General features: G+C 67.8%; 20 protein-coding genes. 10 read left to right on the forward strand and 10 right to left on the reverse strand.

Annotated elements, in window-relative coordinates:
- Positions 1-212 precede the first annotated feature (212 nt).
- Positions 213-665 (forward strand): DUF192 domain-containing protein, encoded by a 453-nt coding sequence (locus DEO45_RS11835; protein ID WP_189339750.1) that lies wholly within the window; start codon positions 213-215, stop codon positions 663-665.
- Between the two features lie 221 nt (positions 666-886).
- Here DEO45_RS11835 and DEO45_RS11840 read toward each other — a convergent pair whose 3' ends face one another.
- A complete protein-coding gene (locus tag DEO45_RS11840) occupies positions 887-1,084 on the reverse strand; it encodes a rubredoxin (protein ID WP_114343884.1) in 198 nt (65 codons plus the stop codon).
- Between the two features lie 113 nt (positions 1,085-1,197).
- Between DEO45_RS11840 and thiE the strand changes: the two genes are divergently transcribed.
- On the forward strand, positions 1,198-1,836 hold the full coding sequence (thiE, locus tag DEO45_RS11845; RefSeq protein ID WP_114344388.1) for a thiamine phosphate synthase: 639 nt from the start codon (positions 1,198-1,200) through the stop codon (positions 1,834-1,836).
- Positions 1,833-3,113, forward strand: a complete 1,281-nt coding sequence (gene hemL / locus DEO45_RS11850; protein WP_114343886.1) for a glutamate-1-semialdehyde 2,1-aminomutase — start codon at positions 1,833-1,835, stop codon at positions 3,111-3,113. Before thiE ends, hemL begins: the two co-directional genes overlap by 4 nt.
- Position 3,114: 1 nt before the next feature.
- Here the strand turns inward: hemL and DEO45_RS11855 are convergent, their stop codons facing one another.
- The 6 genes from DEO45_RS11855 to DEO45_RS11880 form a co-directional block, all read right to left on the reverse strand.
- Positions 3,115-3,534, reverse strand: a complete 420-nt coding sequence (locus DEO45_RS11855; protein ID WP_114343889.1) for a VOC family protein — start codon at positions 3,532-3,534, stop codon at positions 3,115-3,117.
- Between the two features lie 24 nt (positions 3,535-3,558).
- Positions 3,559-4,794 (reverse strand): acetylornithine transaminase, encoded by a 1,236-nt coding sequence (locus DEO45_RS11860; protein WP_114343891.1) that lies wholly within the window; start codon positions 4,792-4,794, stop codon positions 3,559-3,561.
- Positions 4,795-4,870: 76 nt separating this feature from the next.
- The gene (locus DEO45_RS11865) at positions 4,871-5,689 is read right to left on the reverse strand and encodes an SDR family oxidoreductase (RefSeq protein WP_114343893.1); all 819 of its coding nucleotides are present in this window, start codon (positions 5,687-5,689) and stop codon (positions 4,871-4,873) included.
- Between the two features lie 47 nt (positions 5,690-5,736).
- The gene (locus DEO45_RS11870; RefSeq protein WP_114343903.1) at positions 5,737-6,345 is read right to left on the reverse strand and encodes an LON peptidase substrate-binding domain-containing protein; all 609 of its coding nucleotides are present in this window, start codon (positions 6,343-6,345) and stop codon (positions 5,737-5,739) included.
- A 47-nt stretch (positions 6,346-6,392) separates the two neighbouring features.
- Positions 6,393-7,751 carry a UDP-N-acetylmuramate:L-alanyl-gamma-D-glutamyl-meso-diaminopimelate ligase gene (gene mpl / locus DEO45_RS11875; protein WP_114343905.1) on the reverse strand — a complete coding sequence of 453 codons (1,359 nt, stop codon included), beginning with the start codon at positions 7,749-7,751 and terminating at the stop codon, positions 6,393-6,395.
- Between the two features lie 36 nt (positions 7,752-7,787).
- Positions 7,788-8,372 (reverse strand): adenylate kinase, encoded by a 585-nt coding sequence (locus tag DEO45_RS11880; RefSeq protein ID WP_114343907.1) that lies wholly within the window; start codon positions 8,370-8,372, stop codon positions 7,788-7,790.
- A gap of 190 nt (positions 8,373-8,562) precedes the next feature.
- Here DEO45_RS11880 and DEO45_RS11885 point away from each other — a divergent pair, with 190 nt between their 5' ends.
- The 4 genes from DEO45_RS11885 (at position 8,563) to DEO45_RS11900 (ending at position 14,897) form a co-directional block, all read left to right on the forward strand.
- Entirely contained in the window at positions 8,563-9,840 is a 1,278-nt protein-coding gene (locus DEO45_RS11885) for a 6-phosphofructokinase (RefSeq protein ID WP_114343909.1), read from the forward strand.
- A gap of 160 nt (positions 9,841-10,000) precedes the next feature.
- A complete protein-coding gene (locus DEO45_RS11890) occupies positions 10,001-10,402 on the forward strand; it encodes an RcnB family protein (protein WP_114343911.1) in 402 nt (133 codons plus the stop codon).
- Between the two features lie 162 nt (positions 10,403-10,564).
- The gene (locus DEO45_RS11895; RefSeq protein WP_114343913.1) at positions 10,565-12,592 is read left to right on the forward strand and encodes a sodium-translocating pyrophosphatase; all 2,028 of its coding nucleotides are present in this window, start codon (positions 10,565-10,567) and stop codon (positions 12,590-12,592) included.
- 166 nt (positions 12,593-12,758) lie between these two features.
- Positions 12,759-14,897, forward strand: a complete 2,139-nt coding sequence (locus DEO45_RS11900; protein WP_114343915.1) for a prolyl oligopeptidase family serine peptidase — start codon at positions 12,759-12,761, stop codon at positions 14,895-14,897.
- A gap of 139 nt (positions 14,898-15,036) precedes the next feature.
- Here the strand turns inward: DEO45_RS11900 and DEO45_RS11905 are convergent, their stop codons facing one another.
- Positions 15,037-15,870 carry an energy transducer TonB gene (locus DEO45_RS11905; protein ID WP_114343918.1) on the reverse strand — a complete coding sequence of 278 codons (834 nt, stop codon included), beginning with the start codon at positions 15,868-15,870 and terminating at the stop codon, positions 15,037-15,039.
- A 145-nt stretch (positions 15,871-16,015) separates the two neighbouring features.
- Here DEO45_RS11905 and DEO45_RS11910 point away from each other — a divergent pair, with 145 nt between their 5' ends.
- The 3 genes from DEO45_RS11910 to DEO45_RS11920 all read left to right on the forward strand — a co-directional run bounded on the left by DEO45_RS11910 (position 16,016) and on the right by DEO45_RS11920 (position 18,818).
- Positions 16,016-16,870, forward strand: coding sequence for a 2OG-Fe(II) oxygenase (locus DEO45_RS11910; RefSeq protein WP_114343920.1), 855 nt, complete (start codon positions 16,016-16,018; stop codon positions 16,868-16,870).
- A 94-nt stretch (positions 16,871-16,964) separates the two neighbouring features.
- Positions 16,965-17,504, forward strand: coding sequence for an inorganic diphosphatase (ppa, locus tag DEO45_RS11915; RefSeq protein WP_114343922.1), 540 nt, complete (start codon positions 16,965-16,967; stop codon positions 17,502-17,504).
- Positions 17,505-17,801: 297 nt separating this feature from the next.
- Positions 17,802-18,818 carry a zinc-binding alcohol dehydrogenase family protein gene (locus DEO45_RS11920; RefSeq protein ID WP_114343924.1) on the forward strand — a complete coding sequence of 339 codons (1,017 nt, stop codon included), beginning with the start codon at positions 17,802-17,804 and terminating at the stop codon, positions 18,816-18,818.
- A gap of 37 nt (positions 18,819-18,855) precedes the next feature.
- Here the strand turns inward: DEO45_RS11920 and DEO45_RS11925 are convergent, their stop codons facing one another.
- Together DEO45_RS11925 and thiC are read right to left on the reverse strand one after the other, a co-directional pair.
- Positions 18,856-19,452 (reverse strand): ferritin-like domain-containing protein, encoded by a 597-nt coding sequence (locus tag DEO45_RS11925; RefSeq protein ID WP_114343926.1) that lies wholly within the window; start codon positions 19,450-19,452, stop codon positions 18,856-18,858.
- An 82-nt stretch (positions 19,453-19,534) separates the two neighbouring features.
- Positions 19,535-21,412, reverse strand: coding sequence for a phosphomethylpyrimidine synthase ThiC (thiC, locus tag DEO45_RS11930; RefSeq protein ID WP_114343929.1), 1,878 nt, complete (start codon positions 21,410-21,412; stop codon positions 19,535-19,537).
- Between the last annotated feature and the right edge of the window lie 114 nt (positions 21,413-21,526).

Genomic DNA, 21,526 nt, shown 5'->3' on the forward strand with positions numbered 1-21,526 from the left:
CGCTTTTTACGTCCGTCAACATCCGCAGCGAAGAAATTTTTCAGCGAGGGATGTTGCAGAAACCCTCTCGAGAGGGCGTCTCGTCGAAGGGGCGAGAATCATAGCGCCGAGTGAAGCATCTGGGAAGGGGCAAACGCGCTCTGCGCGTGAAAAGCGCAACCGATCGCAGCGCTACACTGCACAACGTTCCCAAAACTGCGACACGTGCCGCGATGAAAAGATGGCTTGTCCCGCTGCTTCTGCTGCTGGCCGGATGTTCCCGCAGCATTCCCGCTCCGCACGCAGGAATCGCTGTTGTGCTGCACGGACAGCGTTTCTCGGTGGAGCTCGCCACCGACGACGCCAGTCGCCAGCATGGCCTGATGATGCGCACCACGCTGGCACCCGACCACGGCATGCTATTCGTGTTTCCCTACACAGCGCCGCAGGCGTTCTGGATGAAGAACACGCTGATGCCCTTGGATATCCTGTATTTCGACACGGATCGCCGGCTCGTCTCGATGCAGTCGGGCTTGCCGCCGTGCAAGGCGGATCCCTGCGCGACCTACCCGAGCGATGCGCCCGCGCGCTACGTGCTGGAACTGTCCGCGGGCACCGCGCAGCGCATCGGCGCGCGGCACGGCGACGAACTGAAGATCGACGGAGAAATCGGCGCGGTGCGCTGAACGGAAGCACTACCCGCATCCAGCATGCCGACCCGGTAGGGAATCAAGGCCTCGGGACGCAGGGTCTCCAGGATGTCCCAGTTGTCTTCGAACGGAATGAACTGTTGCATGGCGATGTTCCTCGCATGACGCGCCACGCGAAGGGGGCGCAGGAGCATCAGAACAGGCGGCCCGGCCAATACACTGACGGGATCGGGCCGTTTGCTGGCAGAAACAGGCGTTCAGTCGATCTCGATCATCTCGAAATCGGCCTTGGTGGCGCCGCAGTCCGGACAGGTCCAGGTATCGGGCACGTCCGCCCAGCGGGTGCCGGCGGGAATCCCCTCGTCGGGCACGCCCGCGGCTTCGTCGTAGATGTAACCGCAGACGACGCACATCCATTTACGCAAGGCAGCGGTTTCGGTGGAACTCTGGCTCATGATCGGGCTTCTTCGGATCGCAACGGAATTGCCCATTCTCGCAACTCGCCAGACATTGCGAAAGCATGGATCATCATCGCCCGCTTCACCAACCCAGAGATCATGCCTTGAACATGCCCACCGCCCATTCCGGCCACGGCCTGTATGCGATCACCGACGGGCCGCGCGCCGATCTTCTGGCCGCGGTCGCGCAGGCGCTGGCCGGCGGCGTGCGGCTGCTGCAGTATCGCGACAAGAGCGCTGACGCGGAACGACGCCACGCCGAGGCGATCGCGTTGCTGCAACTGTGCCGCGGCCACGGCGTGCCGCTGATCATCAACGACGATATCGCGCTGGCCCGCGCAGTGGGCGCGGACGGCGTGCACCTGGGTCGGGAAGACGACGATCCCGCCAGCGCCCGCGCAGCGCTCGGCGAGCACGCGATCATCGGCGTATCGTGCTACGACTCGCTGCAGCGCGCGCAGGCGGCGGCCCGCGCCGGCGCGAGCTATGTCGCGTTCGGCGCGTTCTTCCCCTCCCCGACAAAGCCGCTGGCGCCGCGCGCGCCGCTCGAACTGCTGAGGCAAAGCGCCGCGCTGGGCGTGCCGCGGGTGGCGATCGGCGGGATCACGCCGGACAATGGCGCCTCGCTGGTCGAGGCGGGTGCGGACTACCTGGCGGTGATTTCCGCCGTATTCGCCGCCGCCGATGTGCGCGCCGCCGCGCGGCGCTTCGCCGACCTGTATCCCTCCGATCGAGAATCCGCACGATGAGCAACCACGAACTCTTCCAGCGCGCCCAGAAGCTGATGCCCGGCGGCGTGAACTCGCCGGTGCGCGCATTCAAGTCGGTCGGCGGCGAACCCTTCTTCACCGCGCGGGCGGATGGCGCGTATCTGTGGGATGTGGAAGGCACCCGCTACATCGACTACGTGGGCTCGTGGGGGCCGATGATCGTCGGCCACAACCACCCCGCCGTGCGCGAGGCGGTGGAGCGCGCGGTGAAAAACGGCCTCTCGTTCGGCACGCCCTGCCCGGCCGAAGTCACCATGGCCGAGACGATCATCCGGCTGATCCCCTCGGTCGAGATGGTACGCATGGTGAACTCCGGCACCGAGGCGACGATGTCGGCGATCCGCCTCGCGCGCGGCGCCACCGGCCGCAGCAAGATCGTGAAGTTCGAGGGCTGCTACCACGGCCATGGCGACAGCTTCCTGGTCAAGGCCGGCTCCGGCGCGCTGACCTTCGGCGTGCCAACCTCGCCGGGCGTGCCGAAGGCGAATGCCGACCTCACGCTCACCCTGCCCTACAACGACCTCGCCGCCGCGCAGGCGCTGTTCGCCGAACACGGCAGCGAGATCGCCGGCCTGATCATCGAGCCGGTCGCCGGCAACATGAATTGCATCCCGCCGGTGGACGGCTACCTGCAGGGCCTGCGCGAACTGTGCACGCAATCGGGCGCGCTGCTGATCTTCGACGAGGTGATGACCGGTTTCCGCGTGGCGCTTGGCGGCGCGCAGGCGCATTACGGCGTGATGCCGGACCTCACCACGTTCGGCAAGATCATCGGCGGCGGCATGCCGGTGGGTGCCTACGGCGGCCGCCGCGAGCTGATGGAGCAGATCGCGCCGAGCGGACCGATCTACCAGGCCGGCACACTCTCCGGCAACCCGGTGGCGATGGCGGCAGGCCTGGCGATGCTGGAGCTGATCCAGGCGCCAGGTTTCCACGACAAACTGGCCGCCCGCACGCGCCTCCTCTGCGACGGCTTCCAGTCCGTCGCCGACGGCGAAGGCATCGCGTTCAGCACCAACCGCGTCGGCGGCATGTTCGGGTTGTTCTTCCACGCCGAAAAAGTGCAGAGCTACGCGCAGGCCACGGCGGCGGATACGGCGCTGTTCAACCGCTTCTTCCACGGCATGCTGAAGCGCGGCGTGTACCTGGCGCCCTCGGCGTTCGAAGCCGGCTTTCTGTCCAGCGCGCACAGCGACCAGGACATCGCCGACACGCTGGAAGCCGCGCGCGGCGCCCTGCGCGACGCGAAGGGCTGATTCACCAGCTGCCGGTGTTCGGCATCGACGCCCACGGCTCGCGCGGCGGCAGGTGGCCTTCCTGTAGCAGCTCGATCGAGATCAGGTCGGGCGAGCGCACGAAGGCCATGTGGCCGTCACGCGGGGGCCGGTGGATGGTGCAACCGATCGCCTGCAGGCGCGCGCAGGTGGCGTAGATGTCCTCGACGCGGAACGCGAGGTGGCCGAAGTTGCGGGCACTGCCATAGTCCTCGGTCGAACCCCAGTTCCAGGTGAGCTCGATCTCGGCCTCGGGGCTGTCCGGCGCAGCCAGGAACACCAGCGTGTACTTGCCCTCCGGCACCTCCTTGCGGCGCACTTCGCGCAGGCCGAGGCCTTCGACATAGAAACGCAGCGAAACGTCGAGGTCGCGCACGCGCACCATGGTGTGCAGGTATTTCATCGGGATGCTCCTGATCGTCCGGCTTCAGCCTGCCGCAAAATCGCTCAACGCCGCGTGCAGGCGCCCGAGGCCGTCGGCGAGCTCCTCGTCGGTGATGGTCAACGGCGGCACGAAGCGCAGCACGTCCGGCCCCGCCTGCAACAGCAGCAAGCCATGCGCGGCGGCGTGGTCGAGGATCGCGCCGGCCTTGCCCTTGTGCGCCTCGGCCAGCACCGCGCCGATCATCAAGCCACGGCCGCGCACCTCGGCGAACACTTGCAGCTCATGGTTGATGCGCGCGAGCCCCACGCGCAGGTCGTTCGCCTGCCGCTCCACGTTCATCAGCACCGCCGGCGAGGACAGCTTGGCCAGCGCGACGCGCGCCACCGCCGCGGCCATCGGGTTGCCGCCGAAAGTGGTGCCGTGCGCGCCGTACTGCATCACCTCGGCCACCCTGGGGCCAGCCAGCATCGCGCCGATCGGGAAGCCGCAGCCGAGCGCCTTGGCCAGGGTCACGATATCCGGCCTGACATTCTCGTGAGCATGCGCGAACAGCGTACCGGTGCGGCCCATGCCGCACTGGATCTCGTCCAGCACCAGCAGCGCATTATGTCGGTCGCACAGCTCGCGCACGCGCTCGAGGAAGCCCGGCGCGGCGGGCAGCACGCCGCCCTCGCCCTGCACCGGCTCCAGCATCACCGCAGCGACATCACCAGCGACGAAGGCCGCCTCAAGCGCCTGCGCGTCGTTGAAATCGAGGTAGCGGAAACCCGCCGGCAGCGGCTCGTAGCCCTGCTGGTACTTCGGCTGCGCGGTGGCGGTGACGGTGGCCAGCGTGCGGCCGTGGAACGAACCCTTGAAGGTGATGATGACGCGCCGTTCCGGCGCCCGGCCCTGCGCCGCCGCCCACTTGCGCACCAGCTTGATCGCCGCCTCGTTCGCCTCGGCGCCAGAGTTGCACAGGAACACCCGCTCGGCGAAACCCGAAGCCTGCACCAGCTCTTCCGCCAGCCGCAGCGGCGGCTCGGTGTAGAACACATTGCTGCTGTGCCAGAGCTTGTGCGCCTGCGCGGTCAGCGCGGCGAGCAGGTCCGGATCCTGGTGGCCGAGCGCGTTCACCGCGATGCCGGCGCCGAAATCCACGTAGTCACGCCCCTCGGTATCCCACACCCGCGCGCCCCTGCCGTGGTCGAGCACCAGCTCGCGCGGCTTGTACACCGGCAGCCAGTAATGTTTGCCGAGCGAAGTCAGGGCCTCGGTGGAGGAATCGGAGCGGGTCATCGATGTTCCGGCGTGCGTGAAAGGGGATGGGTGGCGCGCATGCTAGAACCTGATTCCGGCAATTGCACGGCCGATTTCAGTCCAGGAAGAGATCCGGCAGCAAGGCCGCGCCCGGCTGCACGGCATAGCCGTCGAAGTCGCTGACGCCGGCCTCGCGCAGGATCTCCTCGTCGATCGCGAAATGGCCGGTGTAGCCACGCGCCGGACGGGTCAGGATGGCGTGGGCGGCATCGGCCACGATCTCCGGCTTGCGGCAATGCTCGGCCTTCACGCCGTCGATCATGCTGATCGCCGCGGTGGCGATCACCGTGCGCGGCCACAGCGCATTCACCGCAATGCCCAGCGGCGCGAATTCCGGGCTCATGCCCAGCACGCACAGGCTCATGCCCATCTTGGCGATGGTGTAGGCGGTGTGCGGCGCGAACCATTTCGGGTCAAGGCTCGGTGGCGGCGACAGCATCAGCACATGTGGATTGGCCGCTTTCTTCAGGTACGGCAGGCAGGCCTGGGTGACCAGGAAGGTACCGCGGGTGTTGACCTGCTGCATCAGGTCGAAGCGCTTCATCGGCGTGCCTTCGGTACCGGCGAGCCAGATCGCGCTGGCGTTGTTGACCACGATGTCGATGCCGCCGAAACGGTCGGCCGCCTGCGCCGCGGCGGCCACCACCTGGGCCTCCTCGCGGATGTCTACCTGCAGCGCCAGCGCCTTGCCGCCGGCCGCCTCGACCGCTGCCGCTGCGCTATGAATGGTGCCGGGCAGCTTCGGGTTCGGCACGCCGCTCTTGGCCGCGATCACGATGTTGGCGCCGTCGCGCGCGGCGCGCAGCGCGATCGCCAGGCCGATGCCACGCGAGGCACCGCTGATGAACAGGGTCTTGCCGGCAAGGTCGGCCATGCACGTCGCTCCGTCGAATAATGTGCCCAGTGTAGAACCCGTCGGGCTCACGGTTTCTGGAAGCGCGGCAGGATGTCGCGCAACTGGGCCAGCCGCTGCACCGGATCATCCAGTTCGAGCATGTGCTGCTGCTCGCCGGCATCCAGCGGCAACAGCTCGGCCAACCGGAAGCCCAGCCAGCTGGCATCGTCGTAGGCGCTGCGCGGCGCATCGCGCCACTGCGGCGCCATCGTCTCGATCAACCGCTCCAGGATGGTCTGCAGCAGGGCGAACTCCACCGGCACCGGCTGCTTCGGCTCGTCCGGCCAGACCTCCACGTCGCCGCGCAGCAGGCCGTCGGACCGCGCCCGGCTGCGTGCCACACGAAAACGCGAGCCGCCCTCGGCGACGATGCCGAGCAGACCACCGTCGTCGCGATGGAAATCGCTGATCCGCGCGATCGTGCCGATCGCCGCCGGCACCGCCGGCTCGCCCGTTTCCTGGCCCTGCAGGATCAGGCACACGCCGAAGCCGGTGCCGTGACGCGTGCATTCGCGCACCAGGTCGAGATAGCGCGGTTCGAAGATGCGCAGCTGCAGCCGACCACCGGGAAACAGCACGGATGCCAGCGGAAACAGCGGCATTTCGACGAGCGGCGATTGGGACCGGACAGCCATGCGACGAGTGTACCCAGAGCCGGCATCCCGGGTCTGCAGCGGCCGGATCAGGCCTGCCGCAAGCTCTCCACGAAACGGCGCGGCGCCGCCTCGAAACCGCCGTTGGACATGAAGATCACCTGGTCGCCCGCGCGCGCCTGTGCACGCAACGCGCCGATCAGTGCATCGACCGTCGGCGCCGTGGTGCCGCGCCCGCCCAGCGCCGCGGTTACGCGGCCGGCGTCCCACGGTAGTTCGGGGCGATGCAGGAACACCACCGCATCGGCGTCGGCCAGGGACGGCGCCAGCGCCTCGGCGTGCGCACCCTGGCGCATCGAGTTGGAACGCGGCTCCAGCGCCACCAGGATGCGCGCATCGCCCACCTTCGCGCGCAGCCCCGCCAGCGTGGTGGCGATCGCGGTGGGGTGATGGGCGAAGTCGTCGTACACGCGCACGCCATCCACCTCGCCGACCAGTTCCATCCGCCGCTTCACGCTCTCGAAGCCGGCGAACGCCGGCAGCAGCGCCTGTGGATCGGCGCCGGCGGCGGCCGCCGCGGCGAGCGCGGCCAGCGCGTTCATCACGCTGTGGTGGCCGAGCAGCGACCAACGCACCTCGCCCACTTCTTCGCCGTGACGCGTCACCCTGAACGCGCTGCCATCGGCCTCGATCAGTTCCGCCTGCCAGTCACCGGTTCCGATGCCAAAGCTTTCCACCGGCGTCCAGCAGCCCATCGCCAGCACCTCGGCCACGCGTTCGTCATGCGCGTTGACGATCAGCCGGCCGTTGCCCGGCACGGTGCGCACCAGATGATGAAACTGGCGCTGGATCGCGGCCACGTCGGGGAAGATGTCCGCGTGGTCGTATTCGAGGTTGTTGAGGATCGCGATGCGGGGGCGGTAGTGCACGAATTTCGAGCGCTTGTCGAAGAACGCGGTGTCGTATTCGTCCGCTTCGATGACGAAAGGCCTGCCTTGCCCGAGCCGCGCCGACACTCCGAAATTGCCCGGCACCCCGCCAACCAGGAAGCCCGGTGCCATGCCCACGCTCTCGAGCAGATGCGCAAGCAGGCTGGTGGTGGTGGTCTTGCCGTGGGTGCCGGCCACGGCCAGCACGTCGCGGTCGGCCAGCACGGTCTCGCCCAGCCATTGCGGGCCGGAGATGTAGCGAAGACGCTCATCGAGCATGTACTCGACGGCCGGGTTGCCGCGGGTCATCGCGTTGCCGACCACGACGAGATCGGGGGCCGGCTGCAGGTGCTCGGCGGTGTAGCCGCTCATCAGGCCGATGCCGAGCGCCTCAAGCTGGGTGCTCATCGGCGGATAGACGTTGGCGTCGGAACCTTCGACCGCGTGGCCCAGCTCGCGCGCGAGCGCGGCGACCCCGCCCATGAAGGTGCCGCAGATGCCGAGGATGTGCAGGCGCATGGTGAGCGATTCCCTTGCAGGGAGCGGGAAGTGTGCTCAGCCGTTTGCGGCGGCGGCTTCGTTCTGCAGCGCGCGCTCGATCCGTGCGGTGACCTCGGCCAGCTCGCCGACGCCGTCCACCACCTGCAGCTTGCCGCGGCTGGCGTAGAAATCGGCCACCGGCGCGGTCTGCTCGGCGTAGACGCCCAGGCGCTTGCGCACGGTGTCCGGGTTGTCGTCGGCGCGGCCTTCGGCCTTGAAGCGGATTTCGCAGCGCCCGATGATCGTCGCGTTCGGCACGTCCAGCTTCACCACCGCATCCAGCGGCTGGCCGAGCTTGGCCAGCAAGTGATCCAGCGCGTCGGCCTGGGCCAGGTTGCGCGGGTAGCCGTCGAGGATGAAGCCAGCCTTCGCGTCGGCCTGGGCGAGGCGCTCTTCCAGCATGCCGAGCAGGATGTCGTCGGAAACCAGCTGGCCGGCGTCCATCACCGCCTTGGCCTTGAGCCCCATCGCAGTGCCGGCGGCGACGGCGGCGCGCAGCATGTCGCCGGTCGAGATATGCGGAACGCCCAGCGCCGTCTTCAGCCGGGCCGCCTGCGTACCTTTGCCCGAGCCGGGCGCACCAAGTAGGACGAGTCGCATAATGCTCCACAAGTTCGGCGGGCCGCCGCACACTGCAACAGCCCGCCCGATGCACGGAATTGTGCGTCAAATTAGCCGCTGCACCGGATGTCGTCAAACAGAGACCTTCGTCGCAACCGGCCAAGTGCTTGTTGCAGAAAAAGATTTGCCGGCACCATTGCCACGCTTCCACCGCCCGATCGAGGATCCCATGAGCCCGAGCCGCCGTTCGCCCGCCATCACCGGCAACCTGCTGTACGCCCAATCCGGCGGCGTCACCGCGGTGATCAACGCCACCGCCGCCGGCGTGATCGAAGCCGCGCGCGGCAAGGGAGTGAAGGTATACGCCGCGCGCAACGGGATCCTCGGCGCACTGCGCGAGGAGCTGATCGACACCTCGAAGGAACCGGCCACGGCGATCGCCGCGCTGCGCCACACTCCCGGCGGCGCGTTCGGTTCGTGCCGCTACAAGCTGAAGTCACTGGACGAGAACCGCGCCGAGTACGAGCGGCTGATCGAGGTGTTCCGCGCCCACGACATCCGCTGGTTCCTCTACAACGGCGGCAACGACTCGGCCGACACCGCGCTGAAGCTGTCGCAGATCGGCAAGGCACTCGGCTACGATGTCCGCTGCATCGGCGTGCCGAAAACGGTGGACAACGACCTCGCCGTCACCGACTGCTGCCCGGGCTTCGGCTCGGTGGCGAAATACACCGCGATCTCCACGCTGGAAGCCAGCCTCGACGTGGCCTCGATGGCGGAGACCTCAACCAAGGTGTTCATCCTCGAAGTGATGGGTCGCCACGCCGGCTGGATCGCCGCGGCCGCCGGTCTCGCTGGCGATGGGGCGGATGCGCCACCGCACATCATCCTGTTTCCCGAGAACACGTTCGACGAGACTGCGTTCCTGGCGAAGGTGAAGGCCACGGTCGGACGGGTGGGCTGGTGCACCGTGGTCGCTTCCGAAGGCGTCCGCAACGCGGCCGGGCAGTTCCTCGCCGAAGCGGGTACGCGCGATGCGTTCGGCCACAGCCAACTGGGCGGTGTGGCGCCGGTGCTGGCGGCGCTGGTGAAGGAGAAGCTCGGCTACAAGTACCACTGGGCACTGCCCGACTATCTGCAGCGCTCGGCGCGGCATGCCGCCTCAAAGGTCGACGCGGAGCAGGCCTACGCGGTGGGCCGTGCGGCGGTCGACTACGCGCTGGCGGGGATGAATGCGGTGATGCCGGTGATCGTGCGCACGTCCGACACGCCGTATCGCTGGAAGATCGAACCGGCCGCGCTGGCGAAGATCGCCAACCGCGAAAAGAAGATGCCGAAGAACTTCATCACCCGCGACGGTTTCGGCATCACCGCAGCCGCACGCCGTTACCTGGCACCGCTGATCCGCGGCGAAGCGCCGCTGCCCTATGGCAAGAACGGCCTGCCGCGCTACGTGCAGCTGAAAAACACGGCCGTGGCAAAGCGCCTGGCGGCATTCCAGCGCTGAACCGCAGCGATGGCGTGATGCGCTTCACGTGCCGAGCGCCCCCTCCTGAAACCGGGAGGCGTCGTATCGGCTTGCGTTCAGCCGCATATTCTTACGATCCACCTGCCTGGGTCGATCGTCGCATGCTGCGGCCACGGCCCTCCACGGAGGAGACCTGCAAATGAAATTCATCCCCCGCCTGTTCATCGTGCTTGCCTTGCTCGCTACCGGCAGCCTGGCACTGGCTGCCCCGGGCCCCGGCCCGGGCGACCACGGCCGGCATGGCCACGATCGCGGGCACGATCGCCGCCATGACGATGGGCGCCGCGACCATCGACACCACGGCGACCGCTACCGCGGTCACTACCATGACCACCGCTACGCCGGCCCGCGCTACTACCCGGTGCGCCACCATCGCTGGGAACGCGGCCACCGCTACCGCGGCCCGACCTACGTGGTGCGCGACTACGGCCATTACCGCCTGCGTCGACCGCCGCGCGGCTACCACTGGGTACGCGCCAACAACGACTACCTGCTGGTCGCGATTGCCACCGGCATCATCCTGGACGTGGCGCTGCGTTGAGTCTGTTGCGGCACGAACCGACCGGGCCATGCATCCGTGCATGGCCCTTTTCGTTGTGGGCCGCGGCGTTGCGCCGCACAACGGCTTGCGCCGCCACGTCTGCCTATACTCCCGGGGACCGCCCGTTCCGGACGGCCACATACAACCCATGGGGAGGCTCCGATGCTGCAGCAGTATGGCTGGTGGATCGTCGTTGCGTGTGCGGTGGTGGCGGTTCTGTATGGCGCGTTCTCCGCGCGCTGGATCCTGGCGCAATCGCCGGGCAACGAGCGGATGCAGGAAATTGCCGCTGCCATCCAGGAAGGCGCACGCGCCTACCTCAATCGCCAGTACACCACCATCGGCCTGGTCGGCGTGGTGCTGTTGCTGCTGATCGGCTTCTTCCTCACCTGGGCGACCGCGGTCGGCTTCCTGATCGGCGCGATCCTGTCCGGCGCGGCCGGCTACATCGGCATGAATGTGTCGGTGCGCGCCAACGTGCGTACCGCCGAGGCGGCGCGGCGCGGCCTCCGCGCGGCGATAGACGTGGCGTTCCGCGGCGGCGCGATCACCGGCATGCTGGTGGTGGGGCTGGCCCTGCTCGGCGTGGCCGGCTACTGGCTGATACTCGATCGCATGGGCATCGGCGGCGAGACGGCGTTGCATGCGCTGGTCGGCCTGGCGTTCGGCAGCTCGCTGATCTCGATCTTCGCGCGCCTGGGCGGCGGCATCTTCACCAAGGGCGCCGACGTCGGCGCCGACCTGGTCGGCAAGGTCGAGGCCGGCATTCCCGAGGACGACCCGCGCAACCCGGCGGTGATCGCCGACAACGTGGGCGACAACGTGGGCGACTGCGCCGGCATGGCCGCCGACCTGTTCGAGACCTACGCGGTGACGGTGATCGCCACCATGCTGCTGGGCGGCCTGATGGCCGGTGAAGTCGGTCCCAACGCGGTGCTGTATCCGCTGCTGCTGGGCGGCGTGTCGATCGTCGCCTCGATCATCGGCACGCTGTTCGTCAAGGCGAAGGAAGATGGCTCGATCATGGGCGCGCTGTACAAGGGCGTGTTCGTCTCGGCAGTGCTCGCCGGCGCCGCGTTCCTACCGATCACCATGCAGCTGATGCCCGGTTTCGGCCACGGCGCGATGAACCTGTGGGTGTGCTCGCTGATCGGCCTGGCGCTGACCGGCGCGATCGTCTGGATCACCGAGTTCTACACCGGCACGCAATACGCTCCGGTGCAGCACATCGCCGCGGCGTCCACCACTGGCCACGGCACCAACATCATCGCCGGCCTGGGGGTGTCGATGAAATCCACCGCGATGCCGGTGGTGGTGATCTGCGCGGCGATCTGGGGCGCCTATGGCCTCGGTGGCCTGTACGGCATCGCGATCGCCGCTACCGCGATGCTGTCGATGGCCGGCATGGTGGTGGCGCTGGACGCCTACGGCCCGATCACCGACAACGCCGGCGGCATCGCCGAGATGGCGGACCTGCCGCCGGAAGTGCGCGGCGTCACCGATCCGCTCGATGCGGTGGGCAACACCACCAAGGCGGTGACCAAGGGTTACGCGATCGGCTCGGCCGCGCTGGCCGCGCTGGTGTTGTTCGCCGACTACACGCACAACCTGCAGGCGGCGCATCCCGGTGACGTGTTCACCTTCGACCTGTCCGACCACATGGTGATCATCGGCCTGCTGATCGGCGGCCTGGTTCCCTACCTGTTCGGCGCGATGGCGATGGAGGCCGTGGGCCGCGCCGCCGGCGCGGTAGTGGAGGAAGTGCGCCGGCAGTTCCGCGACATCCCGGGCATCATGCAGGGCACCGCCAAGCCTGAGTATTCGCGTGCGGTGGACATGCTGACCCGCTCGGCGATCCGCGAGATGATCGCGCCGTCGCTGCTGCCGGTCGCGGTGCCGATCGTGGTCGGCCTGCTGCTGGGGCCGAGGGCGCTCGGCGGCGTGTTGATCGGCACCATCGTCACCGGCCTGTTCGTGGCGATCTCGATGACCACCGGCGGTGGCGCCTGGGACAACGCGAAGAAGTACATCGAGGACGGTCATCACGGCGGCAAGGGTTCCGAGGCGCACAAGGCCGCGGTCACCGGCGACACCGTGGGCGATCCGTACAAGGACACCGCCGGCCCCGCGGTGAACCCGCTGATCAAGATCATCAACATCGTGGCGTTGCTGCTGGTTCCGCTGCTGTAAGCCGCGCCTCCGTGCTCGCGAAGATCCCGCCCGCGTGGCGGGATCTTCGTTTCCGGCCCGCGCGCCTGACTTTAGCCACGGGCGGCCCCGCGACCGCGGCGTTACGCTCGGCCGGCGGCGGGCGTGCCCCGTCCATCACGTCCACTCGCGTACCTGGGAGCACACGATGAAATCGGTCTGGCTGATGCTGGCACTCGGCGTCACACTGGCGGGCATGAATGACACCCACGCCCGCGACACAACACCCCGCTCCACGCCCGAGGCCGCGCCGGCCGGCGACGACCGGTTCCTGTGGCTGGAGGACATCCACGGCGCCCGCGCGCTGGACTGGGTGAAGCAGCAGAACGCGGCGACCGCGAAACAGTTCGTCGACAACGCCGAGTTCGCGCGTACCCGCGACAGCATCCTCGAGGTGCTCGACTCGGAAGCGCGCATTCCCTACGTCAACCGGATGGGCAGCTACCTGTACAACTTCTGGCGCGACAAGGCGCACCCGCGCGGCATCTGGCGGCGCACCACGCTGGCCGAGTACCGCAAGACCGAACCGGCGTGGGAAGCGTTGCTGGACGTCGACGCGCTGAACCGGGTCGAGAACAAGCGCTGGGTGTTCAAGGGCGTGGAATGCCTGAAGCCGGCGTTCGAGCGCTGTCTGGTCTCGCTGTCGCCGGACGGCGGCGACGCGGTGGCCGTGCGCGAGTTCAGCATTCCGCACAAGGCGTTCGTGAAAGGCGGATTCGAATTGCCGGTGGCGAAAAGCCAGGTCGGCTGGATCGATGAAAACACCCTCTACGTCGGCACCGACTTCGGCCCCGGCTCGATGACCGAATCGAGCTACCCGCGCATCGCCAAGGAGTGGAAGCGCGGCACGCCGCTGGCGGCGGCCGTCACCGTGTACGAGGGCAAGCCGACCGATCTCGCAGTCGGCGCATCGCACGATCGCACGCCGGGCTACGAGCGCGACTTCGTCTCCGTCGCCAAGGATTTCTTCCACAGCGAGCTGTACCAGCGCATCGGCAACCAGCTGAGGCGCGTCGAGATGCCGACCGATGCGAACGCCGACGCCCATCGCGAATGGCTGCTGGTGCAGACGCGTTCGCCGTGGACGATCGGCGGCGACCACTACCCGGCCGGCGCCCTGCTGGCGACGAAGTTCGATGATTTCATGGCCGGCAAGCGCCGGTTCGTCGTGCTGTTCGCACCGGACGCGCGCACCTCGCTGGACTCGTACGCCTGGACGAAGGACCACCTGATCCTCAACCTGATGGACGACGTCAAGAGCCGGCTGGAGGTGCTGACCCCGCCACAGATGGCCACGCCCGACGGCAACTGGAAGCGCGAGGCCATGCCGGGCGCGCCTGCAATGAGCACCATCCGCGTGGTCGACACCGACCCCGACCACAGCGACGAGTACTGGCTCGACGTCACCGGCTTCCTGGCGCCGTCGTCGCTGAAGCATGGCGTGCTTGGCAGCACGGCGGCCGAGACGATCAAGCAGGCGCCGGCATTTTTCGACGCCGCGAAGTTCGCGGTCAGCCAGCACTTCGTGCAATCGAAGGACGGCACCCGCGTGCCGTATTTCGAGATCGCCCCGAAGGGCCTCAAGCTGGACGGCAACAACCGCACCCTGCTGTACGGCTACGGCGGCTTCGAGGTCTCGCTGCAGCCGCAGTACAGCGGCAGCGTCGGCCGCGCGTGGCTGGAACGCGGCGGCGTCTACGTGATCGCCAACATCCGCGGCGGCGGCGAGTACGGCCCGCAGTGGCATCAGGCCGCGCTGAAAGCGAACCGCCCGCGCGCCTACGAGGACTTCGCCGCGGTGGCGCAGGACCTGGTCCGCCGCGGGGTGACCTCGGCGAAGCACCTCGGCGCCGAAGGCGGCAGCAACGGCGGCCTGCTGATGGGCAACATGCTCACGATGTATCCGCAGCTGTTCGGCGCGATCGCCTGCGAGGTGCCGCTGCTGGACATGAAGCGCTACATCCACCTGTCCGCCGGTGCCTCGTGGATGGCCGAGTACGGCAACCCCGACGGCACCGACTGGAGCTTCATCAGGACCTTCTCGCCGTACCAGAATGTGAAGAGGGACGGCCGTTATCCGCCGGTGCTGTTCTACACCGCCACCAGCGACGACCGCGTCGGCCCGGTGCAGGCGCGCAAGATGGCCGCGAGGATGCAGGCGCAAGATCACGGGAACGTCTGGTTCTACGAGAACCTGGAAGGCGGCCACGGCGCCGGCGCGGACAACCAGCAATCCGCCCACATGCACGCGATGGCCTACGACTTCCTGTGGGACCAGCTGAAGTAGGCAAAGACGTATGCGCCACCCGCAAGACGTCCCATGGCGTCTTGCGCCACGGGAATCGGCTTGGCAGTGTGGACCATTCCGCGTTTCCAAAGATGCCCGGATTCGACTCGAGTGCTCGCGCATCCGAGCCGAGAGGCTGTTATTTCACGGCATCTCCGCCGCGCGCAGCCATACGGATGGCATAGGGTCCGGACATGACGGCGGCCATGCGCTGTCCGCACAGGTCTGCGTGGTCGCAGAGCACGGCCACGTTTGTCATGGGGTGATCGGGCGTGCCTGCGAAAGTGTAGCGGACGGCCATCGCTCGGTCGGTCGAGATGTCGGTGAAATACCAGAGCTCGTGCGGCGCGAGATGGGCATCGTAGATCCGGTAGATATGGAATTGATCGCCCGTGCCGTCGTACACGGCCTGGTGAACCCGTGCCGCCACCCCGGCAACGGCTGCCGCCACCGAGGTGTAGCCGATAGGTACCCGATCGACGCTGATCGGCGCCTGCCGATAGGCCTGCCACCAGTCCGGCTCGTTGGTGAGCGTGTCGGTGAACACCACCGGGACACGCACGTAACCGTCGACCGCGTAGCCGTATTTGATTTCCGGCCGGAACCGCCACGCGATGGCCGCCGTGATAGCCGCCCGGTCAAGGTTGCGCGAACCCGAGCTGCGGACAACCTTGATGTCGAGCGGGCTGCCTTGCTTGCCGATCAGGATCAGCAGCATGGTCGTGCCCTGCACGCCGTAGATCGCTTCAAAGCCCGGATAAACCGGGGCTTTGTAGAACGATCGCATGGCTGCCGGATTAGCAAAATAGCCGGAGGGCGGCGGGGGTGGTGGCGGTGGCAAGGGGCGCGGCGACAGGAAGGGTTGCGGTGGAGCGGGGGTCGAAGCCATGTCGTCGACGGGCTTCTGGGCCGGTATGGCCGCACAACCGGCGAGCGACAGGCAGCAAAGAGCGGCCGCGGGTATCCAGCGCATGAGTCACCATGGTTTGCCAGGCAAGGCGGCAGGGTAAACGTCGACGGGCGGCGGGTTCAAGCAGGCAAGCGGACCTTAACCGGTGGCTTCGCGTCGATCCTGAATGGCGTGAAGTAAGCTTGGACAGGTCCACGCCCGCACCGCCATGCACCCACACACCACGATCAGCCCCGAACTGCGCGAATGGATCCTCGCCACCACGCGCGCCGGCCACGGCGTGCCGGAGGTGCTGAAGCTGATGAAGGAACATGGCTACGACCCGCGGCAGAGCCGCAGCATCGTCGCCGAGGTGCTGAAGCTGCCGCTGGCGGCGCTGCTTGCCGGCAGTGCCAAAGGGGCGCAGCCGGGCCTTCGTACGAAGCACCCCGAGGCTCCGGAAGTCCATGTGGACGGGCACGCCATCGGCGTCTCGCTCAGCGTCGACGCGCCGGCGCTGCGCATACTGGAGAACGTCCTCGGCGCACAGGAATGCGACGAACTGATCGCGCTGGCGCGGCCGCGCCTGCAGCGCGCGCTCACCGTGGACAGCGAGGGGCGCCAGCAGGTGGATCGGCGACGCACCAGCGAGGGCATGTTCTTCACCCTGAACGAAGTGCCGCTGGTCGGCCGCATCGAACAGCGCCTTGCCGCCCTGCTCGGCGTGCCGGCGAACCACGGCGAGGGGCTGCAGATCCTGCACTACCTGCCGGGCCAGGAATACGAGCCGCACTTCGACTGGTTCGATCCGGAGCAGCCGGGCTACGAGGCGATCACTGCCGTCGGCGGCCAACGCATCGCCAGCGTGGTGATGTATCTGAATACACCCGCCCGGGGCGGCGGCACGGCGTTCCCCGAACCCGGCCTCACCATCACCGCGCGGCGCGGCACGGCGGTGTATTTCGCCTACGAGGGCGGCGACCGCAGCTCGCTGCACGCCGGCCTGCCGGTGCTGGAGGGCGAGAAGTGGATCGCCACCAAATGGCTGCGCGAACGGCCTTACAAGAAGCCGGCGAAAGCCTGACCGGCCAGTGTGGCACCCCGCCACTGCTGCATCGCAGCAGTGTTTGGCGTATCCTTGCGAACCTCATTTTTCCCTTTACCGCCAAGGACAGTCCATGGGTCTGCACCTCGTCTCCGCCGGCCGCAACGTGCCGGAAGAAATCAACGTCATCATCGAAATCCCCAAGGATGCCGAGCCGGTCAAGTACGAGGTGGAGAAGGAAAGCGGCGCGATCTTCGTGGACCGCATCCTGTCCACCCCGATGCGCTACCCCTGCAACTACGGCTACGTGCCGCGCACGCTGGGCGGCGACGGCGATCCGCTGGACGCGGTGGTGATCCTGCCGCTGTCGCTGGCCGTCGGTTCGGTGATCCGCTGCCATCCGGTCGGCATGCTGAAGATGACCGACGAGGCCGGCAGCGACGAGAAGCTGGTGGTGATCCCCTCGCCCAAGGTGTTCCCCGGCTATGCGCACATCAACGACATGAAGGGCGTCTCGCCGCACTGGCTGGAACGCATCGGCCACTTTTTCGAGCACTACAAGGATCTTGAGAAAGGCAAGTGGGTGAAGGTCGAGGGCTGGGTCGGCGCCGACGAGGCGAAGGCCGAGATCCTGGCTGGCTTCCAGCGCTACCAGGACGCCATCAGCGGCTGAGCCTGTCAGGTGCGGACTCCCTGCGGAACACGTGGCCGCACCGCGCACAAACCCCGCTTCGGCGGGGTTTGTGCGTTTTGGCCAACCGCGGCCGGGCGGGACGCGGGGCACGTGCAGGACCGGCCCTCAGCTTCCATCCGCTGAGTGTCACGGCTATCGGCGCCTCGACGGCGCCCGCCGGATCTCGGCGGCGGCCGGGCTGGCGCCGTATCCTTGTCGCTCCGCGGGAGCAGACCATTCGCCGAGCGCACTCCGCTTCCGGCACCGGCCCTCCCGGTCTGCTGCCGGAGTTACCCCATGAAAGCCGTCGCCCTAACCCGCTACCTGCCGATCGACGACCCGCAGTCATTGCTCGACGTCGAACTGCCCACCCCCGTACCCGGCGCGCACGACCTGCTGGTGCGCGTCGAAGCGGTATCGGTGAATCCGGTCGACACCAAGATCCGTTCGCCCAAGCCGCAGATCGAGGCGCAGCCGAAGGTGCTCGGCTACGACGCCGCCGGCGTCGTGGAGGCGATCGGCGATTCGGTCGGCGGCTTCCGGCCCGGCGATCGCGTGTACTACGCCGGCGACGTGACCCGCGCTGGCAGCAACGCACAATTCCAACTGGTCGACGCACGCCTGGCCGGCCATGCGCCGCGGTCGCTGGAGCTGGCCGAGGCGGCGGCGTTGCCGCTGACCGCGCTGACCGCGTGGGAGCTGCTGTTCCAGCGCATGCCGTTCGACAGCGAACTCGGCGGCGAAGGCAAATCGCTGCTGGTCATCGGCGGCGCCGGCGGCGTGGGCTCGATCGCGATCCAGCTGGCGCGGCGCGCGGGCTTCACGGTGATCGCCACCGCCTCGCGCGTCGAGACCATCGACTGGTGCCGCACGATGGGCGCGCACCACGTGCTCGACCACCACCATGCGCTGGCGCCGCAGCTGGAGGCGCTGGGTTTCGGCCAGGTCGACGCCGTGCTCAACCTCGCCGATACCGACCACTACTGGGAAGCGATCGGCCAGCTGCTGGCGCCGCAAGGCCACGTCGGCCTGATCGTGGAACCGGCCAACGCGCTGAGGATCGGCGATCCGTACAAGGCCAAATGCATCGGCATCCACTGGGAATTCATGTTCGCGCGGCCGCGCTTTGGCACCGCCGACATGGCCGAACAGGGCCGCATCCTCGAACGGGTCGCCGGACTGATCGACGCCGGCGAACTGCGCGGCACGCGCACCGGGACGCTGGCCCCGATCAACGCGGCGAACCTGCGCGAGGCACACCGCCGGCTGGAATCGGGTCGCACGATCGGCAAGCTGGTGCTGGCCGGCTGGTGACGGCACCGGCGGCGCGCGCCGGTGCCGCCTGGGACAATCAACTCCGCTTGCCCACGGCCTTCCTGGCGGGCGAAGGCTTGGCCGGCTCGCCCTTCTTGCCGAGCTGTTCCAGCAGCGTGTTCATGTCCTCGGCGTGCTCCTCCTCCATCGCCAGGATGCCCTCCAGCATGCGGCGGGTGGTGGGATCGTCGCTGCCGATGTAATCGATCATCTCGCGGTAGCTGTCGATCGCGATGCGCTCGGCCACCAGATCCTCCTTGATCATGTCGACCAGGTCGTCGCCTTCCGCGTAATCGGCGTGGCTGCGGCTGAGCAGGCCTTCCGGCGACAGGTTCGGCTTGCCGTCGAGCTGGGTGATCCGTTCGGCGATCAGGTCGGCGTGCCCCTGCTCCTCATTCGCGTGCTGCAGGAACTCGCCCTTGATCGCCTGCGAGTTGATGCCCGACGCCATGTAGTAGTGGTACTTGTAGCGCAGCACGCAGACGATCTCGGTCGCCAGCGCATGGTTGAGCAGCTTGACCACGGTGGTGCGGTCGGCGCTGTAGCCCGCCGTCATCGCGCCCTTGTCGATATCCTTGCGCGCGCGTTTGCGGATGTTCTCGATGTCGCTGACGAAAGGTTTGCTCTTGGCCATGACCTGCTCCTCTGGATGACGTGGCTTTCCAGCCTAGGCAGGCGCGCGAAAAAGCCGGGTGAAGAGCGCTTCAACCGCCCGCTCAGGTGCGGCGATAGACCTCGGCGCCCCGCGCGCGGAACTCGGCGGCCTTCTCCGCCATACCCTCGTCGATCGCCGCGAACGCCTCGACGCCATGTTCGGCAGCGTAGTCGCGCACGTCCTGGGTGATCTTCATCGAGCAGAACTTCGGTCCGCACATCGAGCAGAAGTGCGCCGACTTGTGCGCATCCTTCGGCAGCGTCTCGTCGTGGAACTCCTTCGCCTTGTCCGGATCGAGGCCGAGGTTGAACTGATCCTCCCAGCGGAACTCGAAGCGCGCCTTGCTCAGTGCGTTGTCGCGCACCTGGGCGCCGGGATGGCCCTTGGCGAGGTCAGCCGCGTGCGCGGCGATCTTGTAGGCGATGATGCCGTCGCGCACGTCCTGCTTGTTCGGCAGGCCCAGGTGCTCCTTCGGCGTCACGTAGCAGAGCATCGCGGTGCCGAACCAGCCGATCATCGCCGCGCCGATCGCACTGGTGATGTGGTCGTAGCCCGGCGCGATGTCGGTGGTGAGCGGCCCCAGCGTGTAGAACGGCGCCTCGCCGCACTTCTCCAGCTGTCGGTCCATGTTCTCCTTGATCAGCTGCATCGGCACGTGGCCGGGGCCTTCGATCATGGTCTGCACGTCGTGCCTCCAGGCGAGCTGGGTGAGCTCGCCCAGCGTGTCCAGCTCGCCGAACTGCGCCGCGTCGTTGGCATCCGCGATGCAGCCGGGGCGCAGGCCGTCGCCGAGGCTGAAGGACACGTCGTAGGCCTTCATGATCTCGCAGATGTCCTCGAAGTGCGTGTAGAGGAAGTTCTCCTTGTGGTGCGCGAGGCACCACTTCGCCATGATCGAGCCGCCGCGCGAGACGATGCCGGTGACACGCCCGGCGGTGAGCGGCACGAAGCGCAGCAGCACGCCGGCGTGGATGGTGAAGTAGTCGACCCCCTGCTCGGCCTGCTCGACCAGCGTGTCACGGAACAGCTCCCAGGTGAGCTCCTCGGCCACGCCGCCCACCTTTTCCAGCGCCTGGTAGATCGGCACCGTGCCGATCGGCACCGGCGCGTTGCGCAAGATCCACTCGCGCGTCTCGTGGATGTGCTTGCCGGTGGAAAGGTCCATCACCGTGTCGCCGCCCCAGCGGATCGACCACACCATCTTCTCGACCTCTTCGGCGATCGACGAGGTCACCGCGCTATTGCCGATGTTCGCGTTGATCTTGGTGAGGAAGTTGCGGCCGATGATCATCGGCTCGCTTTCCGGATGGTTGATGTTGGCGGGAATGATGGCGCGGCCGCGCGCCACCTCGTCGCGCACGAACTCCGGCGTGATCAGGCGCGGCAGCGCGGCGCCGAACGACTGGCCCGGATGCTGGACGCGGAGCGCGCTGTCGCCCAGCACCTCGATGCGCTGGTTCTCGCGGATCGCGATGTACTCCATCTCCGGCGTCACGATGCCGCGGCGCGCATAGTGCATCTGGGTGACGTTGGCGCCAGCCTTGGCGCGGCGAGGCGCGGGCAGATGCGGAAAGCGGATCGCCGCCAGTTCCGGCGCGGCGGCGTGGCGGCGGCCGAATTCGGAACTCCGGCCACCGAGCACCTGGCTGTCGCCGCGTTCGGCGATCCATGCGGCACGCAGCGGCGGCAGGCCGGCGACCAGGTCGACGCGATGGTCCGGATCGGTGTACGGGCCGGACGTGTCGTAAACGGTGACCGGCGGATTCCTCTCCACGCCGAACATCGCCGGCGTATCGGCCTGGACGATCTCGCGCAACGGCACGCGCAGGTCGGGCCGGCTGCCCGGCACATGGATCTTGCGCGAACCCGGGATCGGCCGCACGACGGACTCGGAAAGTTCCTGCGCGGCGCGCGCAAGGTCGAAGGGCTGGGCATTCATCGGCATGGCTCCGGCATTCACCCGCGTCCCCGCGGGGACGCGCTTTGTTGTGGGTCCGCGCAAGGACGTGCGGATCCTTGCGAGGAATTCGCATACAGCAACAAAGCGGCGATG

The sequence above is a fragment of the Rhodanobacter denitrificans genome (assembly GCF_003335105.1).
Classification (GTDB): domain Bacteria; phylum Pseudomonadota; class Gammaproteobacteria; order Xanthomonadales; family Rhodanobacteraceae; genus Rhodanobacter; species Rhodanobacter denitrificans_A.